Source organism: Microbispora sp. NPDC046973 (assembly GCF_040644495.1).
In the GTDB taxonomy this organism is placed as follows: Bacteria; Actinomycetota; Actinomycetes; order Streptosporangiales; family Streptosporangiaceae; genus Microbispora.
On sequence record NZ_JBEYWQ010000010.1, the window covers coordinates 126,834 to 151,254 of the forward strand.

General features: G+C 68.9%; 22 protein-coding genes. 9 read left to right on the top strand and 13 right to left on the bottom strand.

All coding sequences use genetic code 11. From position 1 onward, the window contains the following. Positions 1-168: 168 nt before the first annotated feature. Positions 169-579, bottom strand: a complete 411-nt coding sequence (locus tag ABZ860_RS20345; RefSeq protein ID WP_357222259.1) for an Imm10 family immunity protein — start codon at positions 577-579, stop codon at positions 169-171. Positions 580-856: 277 nt separating this feature from the next. Between ABZ860_RS20345 and ABZ860_RS20350 the strand changes: the two genes are divergently transcribed. Beyond that, positions 857-1,204, top strand: coding sequence for a hypothetical protein (locus ABZ860_RS20350; RefSeq protein WP_357222260.1), 348 nt, complete (start codon positions 857-859; stop codon positions 1,202-1,204). A 121-nt stretch (positions 1,205-1,325) separates the two neighbouring features. Here ABZ860_RS20350 and ABZ860_RS20355 read toward each other — a convergent pair whose 3' ends face one another. Further along, positions 1,326-1,775, bottom strand: a complete 450-nt coding sequence (locus ABZ860_RS20355; protein ID WP_357222262.1) for a hypothetical protein — start codon at positions 1,773-1,775, stop codon at positions 1,326-1,328. Positions 1,776-2,164: 389 nt separating this feature from the next. Here ABZ860_RS20355 and ABZ860_RS20360 point away from each other — a divergent pair, with 389 nt between their 5' ends. Continuing rightward, positions 2,165-2,887, top strand: coding sequence for a VOC family protein (locus ABZ860_RS20360; RefSeq protein ID WP_357222264.1), 723 nt, complete (start codon positions 2,165-2,167; stop codon positions 2,885-2,887). A gap of 106 nt (positions 2,888-2,993) precedes the next feature. Further along, complete coding sequence (locus tag ABZ860_RS20365; RefSeq protein WP_357222266.1) at positions 2,994-3,554, top strand: TOPRIM nucleotidyl transferase/hydrolase domain-containing protein; 561 nt, start codon at positions 2,994-2,996, stop codon at positions 3,552-3,554. A 384-nt stretch (positions 3,555-3,938) separates the two neighbouring features. On the opposite strand, the gene ABZ860_RS20370 is transcribed toward ABZ860_RS20365, so the two are convergent. Together ABZ860_RS20370 and ABZ860_RS20375 are read right to left on the bottom strand one after the other, a co-directional pair. Continuing rightward, on the bottom strand, positions 3,939-4,067 hold the full coding sequence (locus ABZ860_RS20370; protein ID WP_357222464.1) for a thioredoxin family protein: 129 nt from the start codon (positions 4,065-4,067) through the stop codon (positions 3,939-3,941). A gap of 75 nt (positions 4,068-4,142) precedes the next feature. Continuing rightward, positions 4,143-5,192, bottom strand: coding sequence for a hypothetical protein (locus ABZ860_RS20375; RefSeq protein ID WP_357222268.1), 1,050 nt, complete (start codon positions 5,190-5,192; stop codon positions 4,143-4,145). 77 nt (positions 5,193-5,269) lie between these two features. On the opposite strand from ABZ860_RS20375, the gene ABZ860_RS20380 reads away from it, so the two are divergent. From ABZ860_RS20380 to ABZ860_RS20390, 3 genes are all read left to right on the top strand, one after another. Continuing rightward, positions 5,270-5,938, top strand: a complete 669-nt coding sequence (locus ABZ860_RS20380) for a TetR family transcriptional regulator C-terminal domain-containing protein (protein WP_357222270.1) — start codon at positions 5,270-5,272, stop codon at positions 5,936-5,938. Between the two features lie 269 nt (positions 5,939-6,207). Further along, positions 6,208-6,966: a HAMP domain-containing sensor histidine kinase gene (locus ABZ860_RS20385; protein ID WP_357222272.1), complete on the top strand. Its 759-nt coding sequence runs from the start codon at positions 6,208-6,210 to the stop codon at positions 6,964-6,966. 139 nt (positions 6,967-7,105) lie between these two features. Further along, positions 7,106-7,936 carry a neutral zinc metallopeptidase gene (locus ABZ860_RS20390; RefSeq protein WP_357222274.1) on the top strand — a complete coding sequence of 277 codons (831 nt, stop codon included), beginning with the start codon at positions 7,106-7,108 and terminating at the stop codon, positions 7,934-7,936. A gap of 63 nt (positions 7,937-7,999) precedes the next feature. Here ABZ860_RS20390 and ABZ860_RS20395 read toward each other — a convergent pair whose 3' ends face one another. The 5 genes from ABZ860_RS20395 to ABZ860_RS20415 form a co-directional block, all read right to left on the bottom strand. Continuing rightward, positions 8,000-9,187, bottom strand: coding sequence for a hypothetical protein (locus ABZ860_RS20395; RefSeq protein ID WP_357222276.1), 1,188 nt, complete (start codon positions 9,185-9,187; stop codon positions 8,000-8,002). A 26-nt stretch (positions 9,188-9,213) separates the two neighbouring features. Further along, entirely contained in the window at positions 9,214-10,365 is a 1,152-nt protein-coding gene (locus ABZ860_RS20400) for a hypothetical protein (protein ID WP_357222278.1), read from the bottom strand. Further along, positions 10,362-10,781, bottom strand: a complete 420-nt coding sequence (locus ABZ860_RS20405) for a hypothetical protein (protein ID WP_357222279.1) — start codon at positions 10,779-10,781, stop codon at positions 10,362-10,364. The genes ABZ860_RS20400 and ABZ860_RS20405 overlap by 4 nt, the downstream gene beginning before the upstream one ends. A gap of 129 nt (positions 10,782-10,910) precedes the next feature. Then, positions 10,911-11,909 carry a LysR family transcriptional regulator gene (locus ABZ860_RS20410; protein WP_357222281.1) on the bottom strand — a complete coding sequence of 333 codons (999 nt, stop codon included), beginning with the start codon at positions 11,907-11,909 and terminating at the stop codon, positions 10,911-10,913. An 89-nt stretch (positions 11,910-11,998) separates the two neighbouring features. Then, complete coding sequence (locus ABZ860_RS20415) at positions 11,999-12,580, bottom strand: TetR family transcriptional regulator (protein WP_357222283.1); 582 nt, start codon at positions 12,578-12,580, stop codon at positions 11,999-12,001. Positions 12,581-12,663: 83 nt separating this feature from the next. Here ABZ860_RS20415 and ABZ860_RS20420 point away from each other — a divergent pair, with 83 nt between their 5' ends. Further along, positions 12,664-13,527 (top strand): SDR family oxidoreductase, encoded by an 864-nt coding sequence (locus ABZ860_RS20420; RefSeq protein ID WP_357222284.1) that lies wholly within the window; start codon positions 12,664-12,666, stop codon positions 13,525-13,527. A gap of 30 nt (positions 13,528-13,557) precedes the next feature. Here the strand turns inward: ABZ860_RS20420 and ABZ860_RS20425 are convergent, their stop codons facing one another. Together ABZ860_RS20425 and ABZ860_RS20430 are read right to left on the bottom strand one after the other, a co-directional pair. Further along, on the bottom strand, positions 13,558-14,298 hold the full coding sequence (locus tag ABZ860_RS20425; RefSeq protein ID WP_357222286.1) for a hypothetical protein: 741 nt from the start codon (positions 14,296-14,298) through the stop codon (positions 13,558-13,560). Between the two features lie 56 nt (positions 14,299-14,354). Further along, a complete protein-coding gene (locus ABZ860_RS20430) occupies positions 14,355-15,368 on the bottom strand; it encodes a multicopper oxidase domain-containing protein (RefSeq protein WP_357222288.1) in 1,014 nt (337 codons plus the stop codon). Positions 15,369-16,195: 827 nt separating this feature from the next. On the opposite strand from ABZ860_RS20430, the gene ABZ860_RS20435 reads away from it, so the two are divergent. Together ABZ860_RS20435 and ABZ860_RS20440 are read left to right on the top strand one after the other, a co-directional pair. Then, the gene (locus ABZ860_RS20435; protein ID WP_357222290.1) at positions 16,196-20,242 is read left to right on the top strand and encodes a ThuA domain-containing protein; all 4,047 of its coding nucleotides are present in this window, start codon (positions 16,196-16,198) and stop codon (positions 20,240-20,242) included. Positions 20,243-20,343: 101 nt separating this feature from the next. Next, complete coding sequence (locus tag ABZ860_RS20440; protein WP_357222292.1) at positions 20,344-23,127, top strand: hypothetical protein; 2,784 nt, start codon at positions 20,344-20,346, stop codon at positions 23,125-23,127. 72 nt (positions 23,128-23,199) lie between these two features. Here the strand turns inward: ABZ860_RS20440 and ABZ860_RS20445 are convergent, their stop codons facing one another. Both ABZ860_RS20445 and atpB read right to left on the bottom strand, forming a co-directional pair. Then, on the bottom strand, positions 23,200-23,484 hold the full coding sequence (locus tag ABZ860_RS20445; RefSeq protein WP_357222294.1) for a YiaA/YiaB family inner membrane protein: 285 nt from the start codon (positions 23,482-23,484) through the stop codon (positions 23,200-23,202). A gap of 76 nt (positions 23,485-23,560) precedes the next feature. After that, positions 23,561-24,349, bottom strand: coding sequence for a F0F1 ATP synthase subunit A (gene atpB / locus ABZ860_RS20450; protein ID WP_357222296.1), 789 nt, complete (start codon positions 24,347-24,349; stop codon positions 23,561-23,563). Positions 24,350-24,421 lie beyond the last annotated feature (72 nt).

Below are 24,421 nucleotides of genomic sequence, written 5' to 3' on the forward strand. Positions count from 1 at the left end.
GCCAAGAGTCGGCCCAGCTTGAAGGGGGCGAACATCGAAAGCCCAGCTCAGCGCATGAGTCTGGCGAACATCGCAGTTCGGCTCATGTGATGGATCAGATCGCGATGTATTGAGCTTTCTGCCCCACGATCACGCGTCCGCCCGCCTGACAAGCACATCAGACGATCCCTACAGGTCGACAAGCGCCGGTCTGGCATCGGCTCTTCCATAGGCGAGTATGTGGCGGAGCACATCACACATCCGGTTCACATCGGCCTCCGGGACGTCTAAAACGGCTTCGATCACCGGGTCCTCCAAGCCGAGATCGTCTAGAGCAACAGGGTCGAGCAAAACTCGCAATCTGCCACCGCGAACAGCGACTTCTCGAACGCAACCGTAGGCGGTTCCTTGATCGGCGGTAACGAGGCAGTAGGTATCCTGCGCAAGATCTACGTCCTGCTCGTCGGCCTCTTCGATACCACTCATGAAGATCAGGATGAAGCCGGTGCCATCCTCGTGTTCTGCTACCCCGGCCTGGCGGTAATCCTCGTCGAATTCTTCGTCTCCGCCGGCCGCACGGGCGGTGAATCGGTAGGTCATGCAGGGGTTATATCAGTCCGATGCTCCCAGGGTGCTGCGATCGCTCGCCTTCTCGCTGGCTGCGACTTGCCCGTGCCCAATCAGCGACAAGCGTTGCGCCGACGCCGTTGTGGCGCCAAGCATCGTGCTTAGTAATGACACGACACTGGACACTGGCGGACGGAAATGGACCACATCCGCAGGTAGAGGCCATGTAAGGCCACCTGTTGCCGTTGCCTGATAAGGAATTGTCCACCAGACTTTGCGGCCGGGTGCGACGACATGGGATTCTCGGGCCGTGAGCAGCTTAGACGACGAGGTTTGGCCGGCCTATCTCGAGCGCACCCGCGAGCTTGCGGGGCAACTCCTTCACGCGGACGACCCTTACGACGTCGGGCTGCAACTCATGGGAGACACGATCGAGGTCATCATCACCGGCGAGTACGAGTACGCGGTCAGCATGTACAACCTTTGGGGTGATCTCACCGACCGGATGGAGCTCAAGCCGGCCGAGGGAGACCTTGCTAAGGCCGAGATGGTTCGGGCCGCCCGCGAATGGCTGGCCCTGGATTGTCGGGACAGCGACGCTGTAAAGAGATATTTCGATCACTGGTTACACGACATTCTCCACCATGATCGGTCGTAGCGGAATTTGTGCCCGCCCCACAGATCGCTCGTCCGCCTTCCGCCCCTGCCGGCAGTTCGGACAGGGGCTGTCATCGCGTCGAACGGCAGAAGTGTGCTGGTCCGTCTTTACGATCACTGCATCAGGGTTGCGGGCCGTAAATATGACTACGGAGCATTTCTTCCGCTTCGAGGATATGGTCGACCACCTCCCAGTACTCCTTCAGCCTCGGGTGTGAAAGAGCTTCATTGCGCGACAGTTTGTGGCCGTAGAAGGGTTCGTCGGGAGCCACGGCGGCTGCGTCCACGAGAGTGCAGGCCGGAAGCGGGCTGTTCTCGACCGGTCCGACCCTGCAACCGAAGGTGATCCGACGATCGCAGGGCACTTCCAGGTGCTCGGCGCCCCACTGATCATCGAAGATCACGTCTATCCACGCTTCAAGGATGCCTCGATGGTGATAGCAGGTGGCGAAGAAAATCGCGTACTTGCCGACTCCCTGCTTGTGTACGAAACCGCGGGACTGCCGGCGCTGTTCTCCGCAGCAGTCGCACGTCGAATCCTGGATCGTGTAGCCACGATCGATCTCCAGCATCAGCACATTATGCCTACGGTGCTCGGAGCCCGGCGTGCGCTTGGCGGGCGGGCGGCGCGGCAGAGGTCGGCAGACGAGGGCCAGAGATCGGGACAGGGCGGACGGCGTCCGTGGCCGGCTTGGGGACGTGGCTTCGGCGCGTCATGTCGATGCTGTGGGTGCCGGTCCGCTGCCTCTCCGGGCGAATACCGAGTGACAGTGGCCGCTAACGACGCGAGTTCCTTCGAGCGACAACGAGCAGCCCACGCAGACCAGAGCCCGAGTTCCGCAGCCATGTCGAAATTGGTTCGCGTGGCCGGCATCCGAGCGCCTAGCGTTGATTCCCCCATGGGCGCGCAGGACGTGCCCTGTCTGCGGTTCTGTATCAGTGAATGGAGGTGCGGAGCGGAATGACATGTCACCTCGTCGCGCTCTGCTTCGACGCGCACGACCCGCTCCGTCTCGCGCGCTTCTGGGCCGGCGTCCTCGGCTGGGAGATGACCGACGATCCCCGGGACGGCCTCACGCTCCTGCCGAACGATGACACCGGGTTCCGGATCCGGTTTCTTCCGAGTAAGGAGCAGAAGACCGGCCAGAACCAGATGCACTTCGATCTGACCAGCACGTCCCTTGAGGACCAGCAGCAGACGGTGGCGAGGGCGCTCGGGCTCGGTGCCCGGCACATCGACGTCGGTCAACGCCCGGAGGAGGATCACGTCGTGCTCGCCGACCCCGAGGGCAACGAGTTCTGCGTCATCGGGCCGGACAACCAGTTCCTCGCCGACTGCGGATTCATCGGAGCGCTGGCGTGCGACGGTTCGCAGGAAGTCGGGTACTTCTGGAGCAAAGCGCTGGGCTGGCCGTTGGTCTGGGATCAGGACGAGGAGACCGCGATTCGCTCGCCGCACGGCGGTCCGAAAATCACTTGGGGCGGCCCGCCACTGATGCCGAAGACCGGGAAGGAGCGGCTGCATTTCGACCTCGCTCCACCCGTCGACGGTGATCAGCAAGCGGAGGTCGACCGCCTCGTCTCCCTCGGAGCGACCCGCATCGACATCGGTCAGGGCGAGGTCAGCTGGGTGGTCATGGCCGATCCCGACGGCCACGAGTTCTGTGTGCTGACCCCGCGATAGCGACAACGCGGCGCTCGGGCCCCGACCCTTGCTCCCGTCGATCGTGACTGCCGCCAACGCAAAAAATGGGTACGAACCTCGCCGAATTCGGTGCAAGGCTGAGCCCGTGAACCATACCCACACCGTGGTCCTGGTCGAGGGGATCAGCGATGCGTCGGCCATCGAGGCGTTGGCCGAGCGCCGCGGCCGAAACCTGGCGTCCGAAGGCATCTCCGTTGTGGCGATGGGCGGTGCCACGAACATCGGCGCGTACGTCGGCGAGTTCGGTCCTCGCGGTCGCGATCTCCGGCTGGCCGGCCTGTGCGACGCCGGCGAAGAAGGCGCCTTCCGAAGGGGGCTCGAGCGCGCCGGCCTCGGATCCGATCTCACCAGAAGCGATCTGGAGGCGCTCGGCTTTTTCGTCTGCGTGGCCGATCTGGAAGACGAGCTGATCCGCGCCCTCGGCACAGACACGGTTGAACGCGTTGTAGACGCCGAGGGCGAGCTCGGCTCGTTTCGCACCCTCCAGAAGCAACCCACATGGCGCGGGCGCAGCACCCACGACCAGCTGCGCCGGTTCATGGGAGCAGGCAGCGGCCGCAAGATCCGCTACGCAGGCCCGCTCGTGGCGGCGCTGGAGCTCGATCGCGTGCCCCGGCCGCTGGACGGGCTGCTGGCCCACCTTTGAGACTGCTCGCGCACGGGGACGAAGGCCGATCTGTCAGAGCGCTACGCCATGCCGAGGTGTCGATCGCATCGTCAACCTACTACGCGGTGCGCAACCCCTATCCGCCGTAAAGGCCGGGCTTGCCCTTCCCTCATCGGCCTACTGTCCTGTGAATGGTTCTGCGGCAGACAAGGAGCCTTTCTCATCCTGAAATCACAGCTCATAGCCGGTGAGCTCAGCGATCATCAGGGCCCTGGCCGCGCCGACCGCAAGCAGTTCAGCACCTCTTGCGATGCTGGAGTCATGCCAGTCGATTAGGCCCTGACTGGGGCGAGGACGATGACGCGGTCGCGTACGGGAGCCAGACAGTTAGACGGGCTGCATGCCCCATAGGTGACGATCACCTCAGCACGTCCATTCCCAGCTCGGCGCACAGGGACCGCAATGGTTACTGCAGTCGGGACACCAGTCGGCGCCAAAATCGATCAGGACCTTCTTGCCGTCGGATGCGGCCAGTGTGAGAGCCCTTTTCAGATCCGCGGCCGGATCCCGCGGCCGGTGGAGGCGTCGGTGGTGCCGTGGCGGGGGTGGCGCGGTCGCTCTCGATGTTCAGTGGCCGGGGGTCCCCGGCAGTCCGAAGACGTGAGTGATGTGCGGTGTGTCGGCCAGGACGTGCGGCGCGAGCGCGTGGTAGGCCCAGACGTGGACCCACGCGTTGCCGGTTCGTACGGTCAGCACCGTCTTGAACATCCCGGGCGCGAAGTAGGTCGACAGGAGGAACAGCAGGGACAGGACCGCGTTGCCGGGCGTGTCGAACAAGGTCCAGGCGTCCCAGATGTGCAGCGCGGTGTAGGTCAATCCTCCCAGGATCACGGTGGTCGCCGTCGATCCGGTGAGGCGCAGGAAACGCGGCACCAGGATCGCGTAAATGAAGATCATGGCGGGGAGCACCGCGCCGGCGAGATACAACACAAAGGTGAGCGGCACCCCGAGCATCAGCTGCCGGCCCGTGAGATCGAAGATTCCGGGATCCAGTACGGCGATCTGGACGAGCGACTCGACCAGCAGGATCACGCCGATCAGCATCGCGTCCGCCCGGCGGTCGTTCGAGCGCAGGTTGAGCGCCTCGGCCGGATACCGCCGCGTGAAGAAGACCAGCGGCACCACCGCGTAGACCATGAGGTTGTAGCAGGCCCAGGCGATGGACTCCATAGGCGTCACAAGGTCATGCGTCCCGTAGATGGAACCGGCGAGGTGGAGGCCGAACGGATGCCATCCGGCGAGCCGGGCCAGGACGAAGCCCAGCGCCAATCCGGCGGCGCCGTACAGCACGAGGAACAGCGTCTCGCGGGCGGCGATCGAGCGCTCCGGCGCTCGCTCGGCGAGATCGGGTAGCGCGCGCCTGCGGGTGAGCCACCAGGTGAGCGCGGTGAGCAGGAACACCTCGGCCAGTGCCAGGTTGGTCTCGATGAGGTGCTCGGCCGGCGTGCCTGTCGTGGCGGCCGGCCAGTCGAACGGGAGCGCATCCTCCGCCAGGGCGAGCACCAGGACATTGCCCGACAGCCACCCCAGGGCGGCGAGCCGGACGCTGCGCCGGCGCAGCATCCCGGCCGGACCACCGCCCGGCCGGGACCGGCGTCTCGTACTCTCGCTCAGCATCACAGGCACCTCCGCTCGTTATATAGCACGACTGTGCTACAAAGCAGATAGTAGCACGGCTGTGCTATAAAAGGTCAATGCCGAGAGTGGTGGATCCCGCCGAACGCCGGCGAGAGATCACGGGCGCCGTGCTGCGTGTGGTGCGCCGTGACGGCCTGGAGAACGCGTCGGTACGGAACGTGGCGCGGGAAGCGGGTCTGTCGATGGGGTCGCTGCGTCATTACTTCGCGACCCAGTCCGAGCTGATGGCGTTCGCTTTCCGCAGCGTCATCGAACGCATCGACGATCGTGTCGCCGGGCTGGCCCCCGAGCCCGACACCCGGGAGCGGGTCGAACGGACGCTGCTGCAGTTGCTCCCTCTCGACGACGAACGACGCGCCGAAAACGAGGTGTGGCTGGCCTTCACGACGCGAGCCGCGTACGACCGGGCGCTGCGCCCGCTCCGTGACGAGGGATATGACGCGCTGCGGGCGGCCTGTCACGCGATGATCACCGACCTCTCGGCCGCCGGTCTGGCACCGGCCGACGTGCCGGCTCAGGCCGGACGTCTGCACGCGCTGCTGGACGGTCTCGCCGTGCACGCCGCCATGCGGCCGGATCTCCACACCGCCGAGTCGCTGTCCGCGATCATCGCGTGTCACCTGGACGGCCTCGCGGTCGAATGCCGTGCCGCCAGGCGCCGGGGTGGGGCGGACGAGAGCGGTGGCGAGGAACCGGGAGGAGGCCGGGGAGAGCCAGGCCGTTGAGGCCGGCGACCTGGGCCACGCCGACCAAGGTCACGACCATCAGGATCTGCCCGCCGCGGCGAGGCCTCGCCCCCGTGTCGTAGGCGAGGCCCGCCGTCGGACGGGGGCTCAGGTGGGGCGTTGAACGGCAATCCCCTGAAACCGTGGAGACGTTTCTCTGCGGCGACGGCGTCCTGCGCCCGCGCCCTTGCGGCACGCTCGGACTCTGCGCTATGTGATTTTAGGTCTCCATGGGAATCATCGCGGATGGGGCAGGGCATCTCGGTGACGTGACATCGCTCCGCCACCTCCGTGAATGTCTCGGCGAACTCGACGAGCTGGAGCGCGAGATCAAGCACGGCATCGACAGCATGTGCGGCAAGCTGTATCGGGCCATCGACTGGCAGCGGCGCTTCGAGGCCGACGTGTCGCACGAACTGCGCACCCCGATCGCGGGACTGCGGGCACAGCTGGAGGAGGCCCGGCTGCATCCCGGCGAGATCGACATAAACGACCTCCTCGAACGGGCGCTCAACGACGTGGAACGGCTGCACGCGCTGGTCGACGACCTCTACCTGCTGGCCCAGCTTCAGGCCGCCGCGCAGCCGACCGAGCCGGCCCTGCTGGACCTCGGCGATCTCGTGCAGAGCGAGGTGGCCCGGCGCACCGACAGGCTCGACGTGAAGGTGCAGGCCGTTCCCGGTGTTCTGGTGCGCGGTCTGGAGGCGCGGCTCCGGCGAATGCTGTCCGAACTGCTCGACAACGCGCAGCGGCACGCCAAGACGGTTGTCATCGTCCAGGTCCGGCGTACGGCCCGTGCGGCGGAGCTCGTCGTGGCCGACGACGGCGACGGAATCGGGGAGGAGGATCGGGAACGCATCTTCGATCGCTTCACACGCCTCGACGCCGCCCGCTCCCGCGACCGCGGCGGGACCGGCCTCGGCCTGGCCATCGTGCGGAACATCGCGTACGGCCACGAGGGCGAGGTGCACGTGGAACGGTCATCGGCCGGCGGTGCGGCCTTCGTCGTCCGGCTCCCACTGGCCTGACCGGTCGTCCTCGCCGAAATCACGTTGCCGTACAGCGGCGGACGGGTGCCCCCTCACTTCCGTCGCCGGGCGGCCGAGGGCGTAGGACACGACGCGGGATCTTGCGGGCGGGGCAGGGGCTCGGCTAGGTTCCCGCCCCATGCGCATCCCCCTGCTCGCTGTCGTCCTGTCCGCGGCTCTGCTGACCGGCCTCCTTCCCGGAACGGCGGCAGGGGAGACCACCCGTGGCACCCGTGGGACCGCGGCGGGTGCGCACGCCCGCACGCCCTCGGTGCCCGTGGACCTCATCGGGAACCGCCTCTACGAATCCGGCCCGCTTTTCCGGCGGGCCTGCTCGGTGCCGGGACTCAAGAAGAACGACCCGAAGTCCACCGCCACGCACCTGCGCGCCTGGCTCAGCTGCCTCGACAGGTCCTGGCGGCCGCTGCTGAAGGACGCGAAGCTGCCCTCCGCCGCCCCCAAGGTTCGTTTCATCACCGATCCTGGCACCGCCGCCTGCGGCACCGACTGGCAGGAGGTCGGCGTGGCGCAGTACTGCGACAGAACAATCGTCATCTACCTGAAGGACAGCATCCTCAAGAGGCCTGACCCCCTTTTCCTGCTGTATCTGGCCGCCTATGAGTACGGCAACCACGTGCAGGCCCTGTCCGGCATCGCGAAGGCCGCCGACAGGCTCAAGGGCAGTGCCGAGTCCGCGCAGCAGTCGGAGTACCTGCGCCGTTACAACCTCCAGGCCGACTGCTTCGCCGGGGCTTTCATCGGCAGCGTGTGGAAGTCCCTCCACCGCCCCAGCAGGGACTGGGGGAAGTTCCTCGATCTCGTACGCCGTGGTGGAGACGACGTGCGGGGCGCGGGGGACCGCTGGCACGGGAAGGGCGCCACGATCGTGTACTGGGTGAATCGGGGGTTCAGCAAGCCGTCCCCCGCACGCTGCAACACCTGGGCCGCCGCCGGGAAATCGGTCGCCTGACGCGCGGGGGAACCTCCGATCGGACGAGCGGAAGCCGGGCTTCGGCGGCCCGGCTCAAGGGCCTCAGCTGGGCGGAGCGTCTACCGAGCCGTCGGCATAGGTGATCCTCGGCATCGGGGGCGGCGGCGCGCCGGTGAGCCCCGCGCAGGTGAACATGCCGCCCCCGGGCGCCGCTGGGTCCTCGGTGGCCACGCAGGCCAGTCGGGACGTGGCCGGGATCTCCGCGGAGGTGTCGACCGGCTTGGACACGCGCTTGGCGTCCATGGTCACGGTGCAGGTCCGCGATCTCGGTCCCTCGTCGCAGCCGTACCAGTAAGGGGTGTTCATCGGCCGGTAGTAGGGATTGTTCTCGGCCCGCATCGGGTTGGGGTCCGGGCCGTGGATCGTGGCGGTGAGCCGGATCCGCTGCCCCTCGGCCAGCGTGAACCGGCACCGTTGCTCGTCCGTGGAGGTCTCGTTGGTCTTCGCGGCACAGCTCACCGGAGCGCCGGACACCTTCACACCCCACCCGGTGAGCATCAGGACGAAGAAGTCGTACTGCTTCTTCTTCTCACTCGGCTCGGGGGCCGGGGTGTCACCCGGGACCGTCACGTGACTGGCACCGGCGGGGCCGGGGATGGTCAGCTTGTGCAGCACCGTGGTGAGGTCCTCGGCCGACGTGGCGAACCGGGGTTCGGGCGCTCCGGTGGCGGCGGCGAGTTGCCTCAGGCCGCCCTGCCGGCTCTTGGGCACCTGGTAACCGACGAACCGGAACTCCAGGGTCAGCCCGGCGGCGGCGATCCTGTCCTGGATGGTTTTCCGCAGTGCGGCCTGGTCCTTGACGCATGCGTCCTCGCCGTGGCCGGTCACCACGACGATCCGGTTGACCTTCTTGCCGCGGAACGGATACAGGCCGGAGAAGTCGTCGATCGCCGCGAGGACGCCGTCCCCCAGGGTGGCCGCGCCGGACGGGGCGAGGGCGCGGGCAGCGGTGGCGATTCGGTCGCCCTGGCCCCGGCCGGTGGGCACGACCTCGGCGGTGGTGCCGGTGGCGCCGCAGGCGCCGCCGAACCGGCGCACCGAGAGCGCGTCGCCGTCTCCGGAGTTGCGGGCCGCCGAGCCCACGGCGGCGGCGATCGCGCCGAACCGGCCGGCCGGACCGGCCGAGGCGTCCACCAGGAACGCGGTGCGGTAGTCGGGAACCAGCACGAACCAGACGTACGCGCCCGCACCCGCGACCACAGCGGCGACGGCGAGCAGCGACGCCACCACGCGGCGGCCCCTCCTGCGCGGCCCCGTCACCGCGGGGCCTTCGGCAAAGTGAGCCGGAGCGCGGCGAGTGCCCTGTTCATGGCGTCCACCTCGTCGTTGTAGCGGTCGGCGATCGCGGTGTAGTCCGTGGCCGCGACGGTTCCGGACCGGGCCGCGTCGAGCAGGTCCCTGGCGGCGGGGATCAGTTCCTTCTGCAGGTCGCGCAGGCCGACGGCCTTGCGGTGGATGTCCCGGGTGGCAGGCGTCCTCGCCCGGTCGGCGAGCACCTTGAGCTGCGCGTCGGCGTCGCCCGTCCCGGCCCGGTCGAGCTCGCGCTCGGCCACGTCGAGCCGGCCTGCGCCGATCGCCTTCACCGCGGCGTCGACCCGCTTCGCGGTGGGGTCGAGGATGCGGATCACCTCGTAGGCGTTCGTCCGCACCGGTTCGGTGTTGGTGAGCCAGTCGAGGGCCGTCCGCAGCTGCTCCGGGGTCTCGGTGAAGACCGGCTCCGGCGCGCCGGCGGCAGAGGCGATCCCGCCGAGCCGGTCCCGCTGGTCCTCCGGCACTTGGTAGCCGACCAGCCGGAACTGGATTTTCAGGCCGGCCGAGGCGATCCGCTGCCGGATCTCGTCCTCGGCGTACTCGGCGTCGCAGGCGTCCACGCCGTGCCGTGTGACGACGATGACCCGGTTGACCTGGGTGGCGCGCAGCGGCCAGAACCCGGAGAAGTCACCGGCCGCCTCGACGATGCCCTTCACCATCGTCGGCCTGCCGCCCGCGGGCATCCGGCCCGCCGCGTCGGCGATCCGGCTCCTATTGCCGGTGCCGAAGTCCACCAGCCGCGTCGTGTTGCCGTCCCGGCCGCACTCGCCGCCGAAGCTGCGCAGGCCCAGCGCGTCGTCGTCCCCGGAGTTGCTCACCGCGGTCTCCAGCGCCCCGGTGATGTCGGCGGTGTCCGCGCTGGCGTCGACGAGGAACTGGGTCTTGTACGCGGGGGACAGGGCCGGGATCAGCCAGTTCACCGTCGCCCAGCCGCCGCCGGCGATGAGGGCGGCCGCGGCGACGGCGAGGACCAGGGGCTTGAAGTCGACGGCCAGGTGGATGATCAGGTCGCGGCCGGCCTGGAGGATCCAGCCCAGACCGAAGATGCGCGCCTCATGCCGCACCTGGTCAGGGCCGGTGTCCGTCTCCTGTCTCACCCCCGGCCGATCCGCATGTCGCGGCCCGCCTGGTTCACCCGGCCGAGCCCGGAGACCGTGGCGTTCTGGTGGACGGTGATCTGCCGTCCGGCCGGAGGCAGCAGCGGGGTGAGCTCCTCGTCCACGATCCGACGCAGCTCCCGGGCGGCCTCGGGGTCGGCGGTCGCCAGCCGGCGCAGGCGTTGCCGCCACTCCACCACCAGGGCCTGTTCGGCCTGTTCGGCCTGCTCGTCTCCCGCCTCCCGGGCGGCCAGCAGTTCCGTACGGGCCTCCGCCAGGTCGGCCTCGACCGCCGGCGCCTGCTCCGGGCGGGCGCGCCGCCACAGCGCGACGACGGCCCTGCGGCCCTCCTGCCACCCCTCGGTCGCCAGCACGCTTACCAACGCGGAGGCCGCGGCCAGCGCGAGCGCATCCATTGCACTCCCCCAGACGAGTGTGATCGGCGAGTGTGATCGGCGGGCCTTTCGAGCCCCGGCTCAGGACCAGGATCGGCCGGGGGTGGCGGCGAAGTCGAAGACGGCCTGCCTATGGGGCATAGGCGACGGCTATGCCCGCAGGTCACCCAGCTCTGAGGAGGCGGGCACCTGACCCGGGGCGCAACGGGCCAGCCGGCGGACGGTCCGGGCCGCGAGCGAGCAGAACGCCTCGGCGAGTCCGCCCCGGTCCTCGCGCCGGCGGGCCGCGACGACCGTCGCCGGCGGCAGGCCGGTGAGCTCGATCATCCGCAGGCCCGTCGGCAGTGCGGTGTCCCTGAAGTTGTACGGGCCCGGGCACACCACCCGGTTCAGGCGCACGCTGAGCAGCAGTTCCTCGGGGGTGGCGCCGGGCGCGCCGCGGTGTCGGGGCGGCTCCTCGTTGCGCTGCTCGTCCATGGTCCACCAGCGCACCATGCGGGCCGGGACCTCGGCGTGCACCAGGGCGAAGGCCTGGCCGAGCACGTCGGTGAAGTGGACGGCGTCCACGTCCCACAGGTCGTGCCCGGCGGACACGGCGAGCCCCCGCTGTTCCTTGAGCACGGGCTCCCAGGCGAGGCGTTCCTGGTCCACCGGCATGAACATCAGCGCCACGTCGATCTCGCCGCGGATCAACGGCCGGTCGAAGTCGACCAGGCCGAGCTGCCGAGGGCTCACCTCCACCTCCGGGTAGGCCTCGGCGAACGCGGTGAGCACGGTGAGGTGAATCGCACGCGGCATCGGCAGCGCCACGCCCACCCGCAGCGTGCCCTCCCGAAGGCCGGCCACGTACCTGGCGGTCGAGGCCGCCTCGTCCACGGCGTGCAGCACGCCGCGGATCCGCTCGTAGAAGGCGGCGCCGGCCGGGGTGAGCCGGGTCCCGGACGGGTCGCGGACCAGCAGTGGCGTGCCCACCTGGCGTTCCAGGTCCCGGATCTGCTGGCTGAGCGTCGGCTGAGACACGTGCAGGCGGGCGGCGGCCCGGGTGAAGCCGCCGTACTCGGCGACCGCCACGAAGTACCGGAAATGGCGCAGTTCCATGTGTCCGTCCCCGTGGGCGATCGTCGGGAGGTTGTCGATGCGGACGCTCATCCGGATGTCGTGGCGACCCGCCCCGGCGTTACAGAGAGTCGCCGGCCGATCATGAAGCGGAGCCGTAGTGGCGCTGCTCTCGCCTTCGGTCAGGAGCCGGTCCGTGCGCCGGCGATCGCCGCCACCGCGTCGGCGATCTGGGCGCGCAGCGTGGCGGGGTCGGCGGCGAGTCCGGGGCTGAGTCGCGGGCCGAAGGGGCTCGCCGCCGACCAGGCGGTGGCGAGCGCCAGGATGGCCGTCAGCAGGAATTCCGGCGGGAAGCGCGCCTCAGGGGCGTCCGCGTCCCGTGCCGCCTCCATGGCCGACACCTTCGCACTCTGCGCCGCGTTGCGCAGGGCGACCTCGCCGGTCTCCTGCTCCAGGCCCGCCCACGCCATGAGCCGCATCAGGCCGGGCTGGGCCATCGCGAAGTCGAAGACCCGCGCCGCGTATCCGGGCAGGTCGTCGGGGGTGAACCGCAATTCGTCGTAGACCCGTCGCAAGTTCTGCTCCAGGACGGTGGAGAACAGGGTCTCCTTGCTCTGGAAGTAGATGTAGAGCAGGTTCTTGTTGCAGCCGGCCGCCTTGGCGATGCGGTCGACGCGCGCCCCGGCGATGCCGTGGGCGGAGAACTCCTCCCGTGCCGCTTCGAGGATGCGTGCCTTGGTCGCCTCGGCGTTACCTGTCGCCACGGCGTCATTCTAGCGGTTGACTAACCGGTTAGATGAAGGCTTAAGCTAACTAACGAGTTAGCTAACCAGAAGGGGGCACGACGATGGATGCGCGCACATGGCTGATCACCGGAGTGAGCAGCGGCTTCGGCCGGGAGATGACGGAACGGCTCCTCCGGCGCGGCGACCGCGTCGCCGGGACGGTCCGGCGGATGGAGGCGATGGACGATCTGAAGGCGGAGTACGGCGACCGGCTGTGGCTCGCCCGCCTCGACCTGACCGACGGCCGCGCGATCGGGGAGGTCGTGGACCGGGCGTTCGCCGACCTCGGCAGGATCGACGTGGTCGTCAACAACGCCGGGTACGGCCTGTTCGGCGCGGCCGAGGAACTCACCGACGAGCAGATCGTCCACCAGATCGACACGAACCTGCTCGGCTCGATCCGGGTGGTCCGCGCCGCGCTGCCTCACCTACGTCGCCAGGGCGGCGGCCGCCTCATCCAGCTCTCCACGTACGGCGGTCAGGCCGCCAACGCGGGCGCGTCCCTGTATCACGCGAGCAAGTGGGGCATCGAGGGGTTCATGGAGTCGACGGCCAAGGACGTCGCCCCGTTCGGTATCGGCGTGACCATCGTCGAGCCGGGCAGCGTCCGCACGCGATTCCGTGACGGCGGCGCGAGGCTCGCCACGCCGATGAGCGCCTACGACGACAGCCCGGCCGCGCTTACCCGAGGCATCCGCAACCCCGCGCTGCCGTCCGTCGGCGACCTCGCGAAGACGGCCGCGGCGATTGTCGGCTGTGCGGACCTGGACCCCGCGCCCGTACGGGTCGTCCTGGGCAGCGACTCCTACACCCACATCCGCACGGCACTCACCGATCGGCTCGCGGAACTGGAGGCCGGACGGGACCTCGCGTTCTCCACCGACTCCACCGACGCCGGCGCCGGCGCAGGGGCCGCGCGGCGCTGACGCGCGCGCACCCGAAGGGCCGTCACCGGCTCAGGAGAACCGCTCGACGGTCACGGGGACCGGTCCGGCGTGGCGCATCGCCGTCGTCAACCGCCGCAGCAGCGGCCCGAGGGCCCGGCCGGACGCGGTCCCCAGCTGGGCCGTGAGGTCGAGGCAGCAGGCGACGCCGGGCCCGATCCGGCGTACCTCCCAGGTGAAGACGTCGCGGTCCGTGCGCAGTTCGCCCGTGCCGATGACCCGGGTCTGCGGGTCGCCGGCCTCCCCGGCGAGCGTCACCACGTCCGCGAGGCGGGACAGGTGCGGCTCGCCGGCGAACAGGACGCGGTAGACCCGGGTGTCGTGGAACCCGTCGGCGACCCGGGGCGGGCCGAGACGCAGGGGAGGCGCGTCCGGCAGAGGCCGGTGGTCGTGGAAGACCGCCCGCAGCCGCGTCTCGCCGGGCAGTTCGCCCCCGCCGAGATCGCGGTACGCGGCCTCGGCCTCGGGGCGGCTCACCGCGCGGGCCCGGGCGCGCAGGCGGGGATCCTCCCGCATCGCACGTCCGAAGGCGGCGGAGCTCCACCAGACGCCGTCGGCCGCGGTCCATCCGGCGGTGTCCAGGCCGACGGTCCTGAAGTCGCCGGTGAGCGCGAACTCCTCGACGACGATTGCCTCGGCCGGGGCTCCGTCCGCGCCCGTCGCGGGCGTGATCAGGTAGTAGTCGAGAGCCGCCTGCGATTCGGGCGCGGCGGTGACGGCCGCCCGTTCACGCCCGCGTATGTCGCCGGTCATGGGCGCACCCTACTGACCTTCGCCGGTCCGTACGCGGCCGGGGATCGGGGTGGGGATCAGTGCGGCATGGCGCTCATGTCCGAGCCGGTGCCCATGCTCATGCCGCCCATGTCGTGGCCGGGAACGTTCCCGTTCTCGTCGGCCACCATGAACACTCCGGCCATCCCCATGTCCGAGTGGCTCTGGACGTGGCAGTGGTACATCCAGGCCCCGGGCCCGACGCGCTCCCCGGCGATCACCTGGAAGCCGAACGACTCGGCCGGTCCGGTGATCTTGGTGTCGATGATCCGGGTCTGGTCCTGCGGGTTGTCCAGCATGCCGGTGCGGTTGTCGGCCCACCTGTGGCCGTGCAGGTGCCACGTGTGGAAGAAGTCCCCGTGGGTGACCACGATGAACTCCACGCGCTCGCCGATCTTCGCCATGAAGTGCGGCGCCTCGCCGGCCTTGGCGTTGTTGACCGTCATGTCGTTGAAGAAGACGACGAACTGCTTGTCCGGCAGGATGTCGCCCTTCCGGCGGACCACCAGCGCGCCGTAGAGCCCTCTCTTGATGCCGCCGGTGCCGTGGTCGGTCCCGACGACGTGGTCGTGGTAGTGCCAGTAGCCGGCGCTGCCGGGCTCGATGGTGCCGCCCGGGCGGCGGCCCGGCGCGTGGGTGCGCCAGACGTAGGTGCGCCGGCCTCCCGGCTCCACCACGCTGTCGCTCATTCTCGTGCCGTCGCTGGTGATCTCGTAGTCCACGCCGTGTACGTGCAGGCTGGCGGTGACGTCGGTGTTGTTCACCAGCTCGATCTCGAGGGTCTCGCCCTCGACCATCTCGATGAGCGGACCGGGGATCGTGGCCTTGCCGGGCTCCAGGCCGTATCCCAGCAGATTGTTCGGCAGCTTCTCCGCATAGAGGGTCATGCGGCGGACGTCGCCTCTGTCGGGCTTGCCGGTGACCTTGTCGGACGGCGCAGCGTTGGCCTCGGCCGCTCCGACCAGCGGTGCGAACGCGGCGGCCGTCGCGGCCGTGGTGAAGGCGCGCCGGGAGAACAGGCCTCGCGTCGTACCCCTGCCTACCTCGGTCATGGTTCCCCATTCCGGTCATGACGCCTCACTGCCGTGAGGCGAACGGCAACTCTTTGGCCGGCGTCGGCCCCGGCGAGGCTTTCGACGCCGCTGAAGCAAGCTTTCGATGGAAGTAGGCGATAGTTCTGCAAAAAAGTCAAGAAGTCAGAGTGTAAGCAAGAGAACTTTGTCACAGGACTGGATGAAGTGTGGTGAGGCTGCTACGTTGAGCCCAAACCGCCCACTTGACGTCCCTGGACTGTCACAGTCCGATCCGTCTCCTGGGCATCACCAGGCCCTCGTCCACCCGCCCGCTCACGCAACCATCCGCGACTCTCCGAAAGGCTCAGCGGTGCTTCGGCGACACCCCCCACTGCCGACATCCGCCCCGCACGGCCCGCCCTCCCACGCTCCGGCGGACCTGCGGCTCGGACATGCCGGACCACGCCCCGGCGGTGCCACCGCCGGGCGTCGCCGGCATGGCGGCGCCCCGGCCTGAGACCGGGAAGACACACCCTCATTTCGGTCGCCGTCCCGACGGACGGCCGGCGACCGCTGCACGCGATCGATCCCCGGCGCCCGCGACGACGGGCTCCGCGACGATCACCCGCCGACAGCGCGACGAACGGCGATGCCGCACGCCTGCGAACGGCCCGAACCGCCCTGACCGTGTCGCCACGTCCCCGCGTCACCGCGACGCCGGGTCAGGGAGCCACCGGCAAGCGAGAGGAGAAGGAGACCGGCAAACCCTCCTGCCTTCCGGCATCTGCGTGCCCGGTCGCCGCCACGGCAGACCGAACGACCTCCGCACGGTGCTGATCCAACCCCCCGACCTGAAGGAGCGAACGATGGGTCGCAGAGACCTGCTCGTACACCCTCGGCCACCCGCCTGGCGTCGTGCGCTGATCACGGCGTCGAGCGCCGCGCTGACGCTGGGACTGACAGCGGTTCCCGCCACGCAGGCGCAGGCCGCACCGGCCTTCCCCGCCGCGCAGCTCCAGGCGCAGGCCAAGCCCAACCCTCCCGAGCCGGATACCGGCAAGCCAGACGAGTCTGATAAGCCGGCCGGCGTGCTGGTGTTCCACGGTCCCGCCAAGGAACAGAGCGACCCGGTCGAGCAGGCCGCGGAGTCGATCAAGAATCTGGGCAAGGACAACGGCTTCTCCGTCGAGGTGTCCGAGGACCCGGCGGTGTTCACCTCCAGCAACCTGGCGCGCTATCGCGGCGTGGTGTTCCTGTCCGCCAAGGGCGTGACGCTGAACGCGGCCCAGGAGGCCGCCTTCCAGGCGTACATCCGGGACGGCGGCGGGTTCGTCGGCGTCCACGACGCCGTACGGGCGCAGCCCGACTCGTCCTGGTTCACCGAATTGGTCGGCACCCGCCCCGCCGGCAGCCTGCCCCCGGCCGAGAAGGTCGTGGAGATCACGGCGAACGGGGACAACCCGCCGAACGAGACCAAAGAGAAGCTGGTCGACGGGAACAACAACAGCAAGTGGCTGACGTTCAACCCGACCGGCTGGGTCTCGCTGAAGCTGGAGCAGCCGAAGGCGATCGCCCACTACGCGCTGACCTCGGCGAACGACTTCCCCGGCCGTGACCCGAAGGACTGGACGCTGCAGGGCTCCCAGGACGGGAAGAGCTGGACGGACCTGGACAAGCGGACGGGGGAGACCTTCCCCTCGCGGTTCCAGACCAAGGAATACAAGTTCACCAACACCACGGCGTACGCGTACTACCGGCTGAACATCACGGCGAACAGCGGTGAGCCCCTCATCCAGCTGGCCGAGCTGCGGCTGTTCGGCCCCGACGCCGGGCCGCCGCCGGACAGCCAGGTGCAGAAGGCCACGGTGGACTTCACCGACCGTCAGCACCCGGCGAACAAGGGCCTGCCGTTCAACGCGACGCGGTCCGACAAGTGGATGAACTGGAGCCCGAGCCCGCTGGGCAAGGTCCAGACGGTCGCGCAGGTCGAGGAGTGGACCTACAAGGCGGGCCTGAACGGCAACGGCGCGTTCCACCCGATCTCGTGGTGCCGCGACTACGACGGCGGCCGGTCGTTCTACACCGGCATGGGCGGCACCGAGGAGAGCTACACCAAGGACGAGCAGTTCAAGAGCCACCTCGGCGGCGCGATCAAGTGGGCGGCCGGCCTGGTCCGCGGCGACTGCCAGGCGACCATCGCGTCGAACTACAAGACCGAGCGGCTGACCGCGCAGAACCAGTCGGGCCAGCTCGACCAGATCGGCGAGCCGCACGGCCTGACCGTCGCCCCCGACGGCAAGATCTTCTACGTCGGAAAGGCGGCCTGCCCCACCGGCCCGATCGCCGACTGGAACAACCCGAAGGTCGGCCTCGGCTGTGGCACGATCCACCAGTGGGACCCGAAGACCAAGCAGGTCAAGCTCCTCACCACCCTCGCCGTCATGGGCAACCGCGGCAGCGGCGACGAGCTGGTGAAGAACGAGGAGGGTCTCCTCGGCATCGTGCCCGACCCCAAGTTCCAGGAGAACGGCTGGCTGTACGTCTACTGGATGCCGCACGAGTCGATCGACAGGGACAAGCGGATCGGCAAGCGGACGATCTCCCGGTTCACCTACGACGCCGCCACCCAGACGATCGACCAGAAGACCCGCAAGGACCTGCTGCAGTGGGACACCCAGATCCACAGCTGCTGCCACGCGGGCGGCGGCATGGCCTTCGACAAGGAGGGGAACCTCTACGTCGGTTCCGGTGACAGCAACTCCTCCGGCGGCTCGAGCGGTTACTCCGGGAACAACTGGACCCAGGACTACAAGGGCACCTCGTTCCAGGACGCCCGCCGCACCGCCGGCAACACCAACGACCTGAACGGCAAGATCATCCGTATCCACCCGGAGGCCGACGGGACCTACACGATCCCGAAGGGCAACCTGTTCACGGGTAAGGAAGAAGGCGGCGGCAAGACCCGCCCGGAGATCTACGTGATGGGCGTTCGCAACATCGCGCGGCTCCAGTGGGACAACGTGAACGACTGGCTGACCGCCGGATGGGTCGGTCCGGACGCGGGCGGCCCGAGCGAGATCTGGGGTCCGGCGAAGTACGAGACCGCGACGATCCTCACGTCCGCGGGCAACCAGGGCTGGCCCTACTGCATGGGCAACAAGCAGCCCTACCGTGACCGCAGCAACGTCGACGCCAGCCAGCCGGCTGACTGGTACAACTGCGACAACCTGAAGAACACCTCGCCGCGCAACACCGGTCTGGTCGACATCCCGCCGGCCCGCGACAACATGATCTGGTACTCGCCGCAGGGCGGCGGCCCGGTCTACCCGAAGCGGACCGACGGCAGCGGCCTGCCGACCTACAAGCTGGGCGAGGAGACCTTCACCCAGCCCTACCTTTCCGGCGGCGGCCAGGCGGTCATGTCCGGGCCGACCTACCACCGCTCCGAGGTCGACACCGACAGCGGTGTCGCGTGGCCGGCGTACTGGGACAACAAGTGGTTCATCGGTGACGAGTCCAACGCGAACAACCGGGTCGCCGTCACCGTCGACCCGAAGGGCGTCAAGGACGCGAAGCCGCCGGTCTTCGCCGAGGACCTGCGCTCCATCATCCAGCCCGGCGGCGGCGCCACCCAGCTGCAGTCGTGGATGGACGCCAAGTTCGGCAAGGACGGCGCCCTCTACATGCTGGACTACGCCGGTGGCTTCTTCAGCCTGCACCCGAACCAGAAGCTGATCCGCATCACCTACCAGGGTGGTCCGGCGACGCCGAACCCGAGCCTGGCCACGGTGCGGCCGGAGCGGCAGAGCACGCCGAAGACCGTGGTGTTCTCCCACACCAGGGCCGGAGGCGTGAAGTGGGAGTGGGACTTCGGTGACGGCAGCAAGCCGTCGACCGAGGCCGACCCGACGCACACCTACAAGGACTTCGGCACCTACAAGGCGAAGCTGAAGGTCACCTACGCCGACGGCGAGGTGGCGACCGGCGAGATCACCGTCGAGATCGGCTGCCCGGCGCCCGACGCCCGGCCGACGGTCCGGCTGCTGGACACCGACACCGGCGTGGCCAACCGCGTCGTCGCCGGCGGCTGCACGATCAACGACCTGATCGACGACGAGCGCATGTGGTCGAACCACGGCGAGTTCGTCAGCCACGTCAACGACCAGGTGAACGAGTTCCGCAAGGCCGGCGTCATCGACAACCGCGAGGCCACCACGCTGAGCAAGGCGGCGGCGCAGTCCGAGATCGGCAAGACGAACGGCTACGAGACCATCTTCGACGGGACCGCGCAGTCCCTGCAGGGGTGGTCGCAGGCTCCGACCGGCCAGTTCATCCTCCAGAAGGACGGCACCCTCCGCACCTCCGGAGGGATGGGCATGCTGTGGTACTCCGACAAGGCGTACGCCGACTTCTCGGTGCGGCTGCAGTTCCGTGACGTCGCGCCCGGCACGGCCCGTGCCAACACCGGTGTGTTCGTCCGGTTCCCCGACCCGCGGACCCCGCTGGACCAGCGTCCGGCCGGGAGCTGCGGCACGGTCGGATCGGCCCGTACGTCGCAGGCGTGGGTCGCGGTCTACTGCGGCCACGAGATCCAGATCTACGACGGCGACACGGGCGAGCCGCAGAAGACGGGCTCGATCTACAACTTCCAGCCGAACACCCTGGACAAGGCGGGGGCGACCCCGAAGGGCCAGTGGAACGACTACGAGGTCCGGGTGGTCGGGCAGCACTACACGATCATCCGCAACGGCGTCGTGATCAACGAGTTCGACAACACCCCGGGCAAGTCGTCGTCCCGTGCCGGCGACCCCGCCACGGACCTGCGTCAGTTCGTCAGCGGGTTCATCGGGCTGCAGAACCACAGCAACACCGACCTGGCGGAGTTCCGCAACATCCGGGTGCGGGAGCTCTGACCCGGTAGCCGGGCGGGGAGACCCGCCCGGCTACCCCCATGACCCTGGCGGGCGACGCCGTTCGCCCGCCCACATGCACGTTCTGTGAGGTGCGACCTCAGATGCAGTTACTGACAGGAAGGCCACGGGGGGCGCTACACGCCGCCCTGGCCGTGGTGCTGTTGTGCGTGGCGCTTCCGGCGCTGTGGCTGTCGCCGGCCAAGGCCGCCGCTCCGAAGCCCGAGGCGCGGCAACAGGTCGGCCAGGCGGCGGCGCAGGTGCTCACCTGGACCGCCGACAACAGCATGACCGCGTACAAGGACGCGCCGACCACGGCCGTCGCGGGACCCACGACGATCGTCTTCGAAAACAGCATGGCGACCGGCAGCACGTTCGGGATGACGCACACGCTGACGTTCGACACGTCGACGCCCGGCTACAACCACGACGTCAACGTCAACATCATCGCGAGCCCGTACGACGCGGACGGCGGCCGCCACGAGGTGCAGGTGAACCTCACCCCCGGCAAATACCGCTTCTTCTGCGCGATTCCCGGCCACCAGATGGTGGGCGAGCTCGTGGTCACCGCCGGCGGCTCCACCGACACGACCGCGCCGCAGGTGTCCGCCAACGTGTCGGGCGAGAAGGACGCCGACGGCAACTACGTCGGTTCTGCGACCGTGACCGTCTCGGCGACCGACACCGAGTCGGGTGTGGACAGGATCGAGTACGCGCTGGACAACGGGGCGTTCACCACGTACTCGGCTCCGGTCTCGGTGAACACCGCCGGGTCGCACACGGTGCAGTACCGGGCGACCGACAAGGCGGGCAACGTCTCGCCGGCCGGGTCGGTGTCCTTCACGGTGGTCGCTCCGCCGGCGAAGGACACGACCGCGCCGCAGGTGTCGGCGCAGGTGGCCGGTGAGAAGGACACCAACGGCAACTACGTGGGCTCCGCGACGGTGACCGTCTCGGCGAGCGACAGCGAGTCGGGTGTGGACACGGTGGAGTACTCCCTCGACTCGCAGCCGTTCGCGCTGTATTCCAGGGCGCTGACGGTGGACCAGCCGGGGGCGCACCGGGTGAGCTACCGGGCCACCGACAAGGCCGGCAACGTCTCGGCGGTGGCGTCGGTGTCGTTCACGGTCGTGGTCCCGCCGGCCAAGGACACCACGGCTCCGCAGGTGTCGGCCCAGGTGGCCGGTGACAAGGACGCCGACGGCAACTACGTCGGTCTCGCGACGGTGACGGTCTCGGCGACCGACACCGAGTCGGGCGTCGACAAGGTGGAATACGCGCTGGACGGCGCCTCCTTCACGACGTACTCGGCTCCGATCTCGGTCAACACCGCCGGGTCGCACACGGTGCAGTATCGGGCGACCGACAAGGCGGGCAACACCTCGCCGGCCGGGTCGGTGTCCTTCAAGGTCGTCGCTCCGCCGGCCAAGGACACGACCGCGCCGCAGGTGTCGGCGCAGGTGGCCGGTGACAAGGACGCCGACGGCAACTACGTCGGGTCTGCGACCGTCACGATCTCGGCGAGCGACAGCGAGTCGGGCGTCGACAAGGTCGAGTACTCCCTCGACGGGCAGCCGTTCGGCCTGTACTCGGCGCCGGTGGCGGTCAAACAGCCGGGCGCGCATCGGGTGAGCTACCGGGCCACCGACAAGGCCGGGAACGCCTCCGACGTCGCGTCGGTGTCGTTCACGGTGGTCTCCGCGGAGCAGAAGGACACCACGCCTCCGCTGGTGTCGGCCCAGGTGGCCGGTGACAAGGACACCAACGGCAACTACGTCGGTTCTGCGACGGTGACCGTCTCGGCGACCGACACCGAGTCGGGTGTGGACAGGGTGGAGTACGCGCTGGACAACGGGGCGTTCACCACGTACTCGGCTCCGATCTCGGTCAACACCGCCGGGTCGCACACGGTGCAGTACCGGGCAACGGACAAGGCGGGCAACGTCTCGCCGGCCGGGTCGGTGTCGTTCACGGTGGTCGCCCCGCCGGCGAAGGACACGACCGCGCCGCAGGTGTCGGCCCAGGTGGCCGGTGACAAGGACACCAACGGCAACTACGTGGGCTCCGCCACCGTCACGATCTCGGCGAGCGACAGCGAGTCGGGGGTCGACACGGTGGAGTACTCCCTCGACTCCCAGCCGTTCGCGGTCTACTCGAAGGCGCTGACGGTGGACCAGCCGGGGGCGCACCGGGTGAGCTACCGGGCCACCGACAAGGCCGGCAACGTCTCGGCGGTGGCGTCGGTGACGTTCACCGTGGTGGTCCCGCCGGCCAAGGACACGACCGCGCCGCAGGTGTCGGCCGGTCTGTCGGGCACCAAGGACGCCGACGGCAACTACGTCGGCTCGGCCACCGTGACGGTCTCGGCGACCGACACCGAGTCGGGCGTCGACAAGGTCGAGTACGCGCTGGACGGCGCGGCCTTCGCGGCCTACACCGCTCCGGTCTCGGTGAACAAGACCGGGTCGCACACCGTGCAGTATCGGGCGACCGACAAGGCCGGCAACACCTCGCCGGTGGGGTCGGTGACCTTCAAGGTCGTCGCGCCGCAGCAGGACGACACCACGGCTCCGCAGGTGTCGGCGCAGCTCGGCGGCAGCATGGACTGGGCGTGGAACTACGTCGGCTCCGCCACGCTCACCATCTCGGCGAGCGACAGCGGGTCGGGCGTGGCCACGGTGGAGTACTCCCTCGACGGGCAGCCGTTCGCGCTGTACTCCAAGCCGGTGGCGGTGAGCCAGCCGGGAGCGCACACCGTGAGCTACCGGGCCACCGACAAGGCGGGCAACACCTCTACCGCCGGCACGGCGACGTTCACCGTCGTCGGCGCCGCGCCGGGCTCCGACTGTTCGAAGCCGGGCAAGGGCAAGGGCTGCAAGGACGACTGAGTTCGTGCGGCCGCAGGCGGCCTCGGTCCGGCGACGGGCCGGGGCCGCCTCTTCGCAGGGCCTCTTCGACGATCATTCGGCCCGGAAGGGGTCGTGCTCGGCGAGGAGCTTGTCGAGCCGGGCCTGGTCGACCCGGCTGACGACGGTCGACTCCTCCTGCCGGTCCCGTACGCACTTGGCCAGCGTGAACGTCGAGGTCACCACGTACATCAGCCCGAGGGCGAGAAAGGAGCGCACCCAGGTCGTGACCGGGAGGTAGAGGATGCCGGCCGCCAGGCCCACGAGGGAGATCGCGAACGAGATGACCGCCTGGACGTAGAAGGCCGTCGTCGTCGAGGTTTTCACCGGTTGCGTCATGGTGCCATCGTCCGCGGCGTACGCCTGCCGGGACATGAGCGCCGATACTCAGTTACCGGTGAGTACGAGCGCCCGCTCAGTGCTCCGGGTGCAGTGCGTTGCCGATGTACATGGCCGCCAGCATGGTGAACAGGAACGCCTGAAGGAACTGGATGAAGATCTCCAGCCCGGTCATCAGGACGGCCATGCTTACGCCGAGGAGGCCCACGGGGAAGCCGGGCACCGTGGGGCGCTCGGCGAGGAACCAGAATCCGACCGCGCTGAAGAACGCCAGCAGCAGGTGCCCCGCGAACATGTTCGCGAACAGCCGTACGGCATGCGTGAACGGTGCGAAGACGAACGTGTGCAGCAGTTCGAGGGGTGCGTAGAACACGAGGGCGAGCGGCTTCGGCAGGCCGGGCGGGAACATCAGGCTCTTGAGATATCCGGCCACCCCGTGGTGCCGGAAGCCGAGATAGAGCTTGATCACGTAAACGAGCGCGGCGAACACCACCGGGAAGGCGATGTGGGCGTTCACCGGGAACTGCACTCCCGGGATCACGCCGAACAGATTCCACAGCAGGATCACCGAGAAGAGGCTGAGCAGGAACGGCATCCACCTCTCGGCGTCCGCCCCGAGGAACGGCCGGGCCGCCTGGTCGCGGACGAACAGGTAGCCGTACTCGCCGAGGTGCTGCAGCCCGCGCGGGACCAGCGACGGCCGCGCGAACGCGCCCCACGCGAGCGCGCACAGCAGGATCACGCCGACCACGGCCAGCACCACCGGCTTGTTCAACCAGTACGGGGCGCCAGGCCAGAGCGGTGGAAAGTCGAACAGTTCGACACCGGGAGCCGTGAAGACGTCCCTGGCAAGGCTTGCGGGCATGGGGAATCCCCTCGTCCGGCGGTCCAAAACTGAGTACGCCGTACTCGATTTATCGATGCGAGCCTACATACC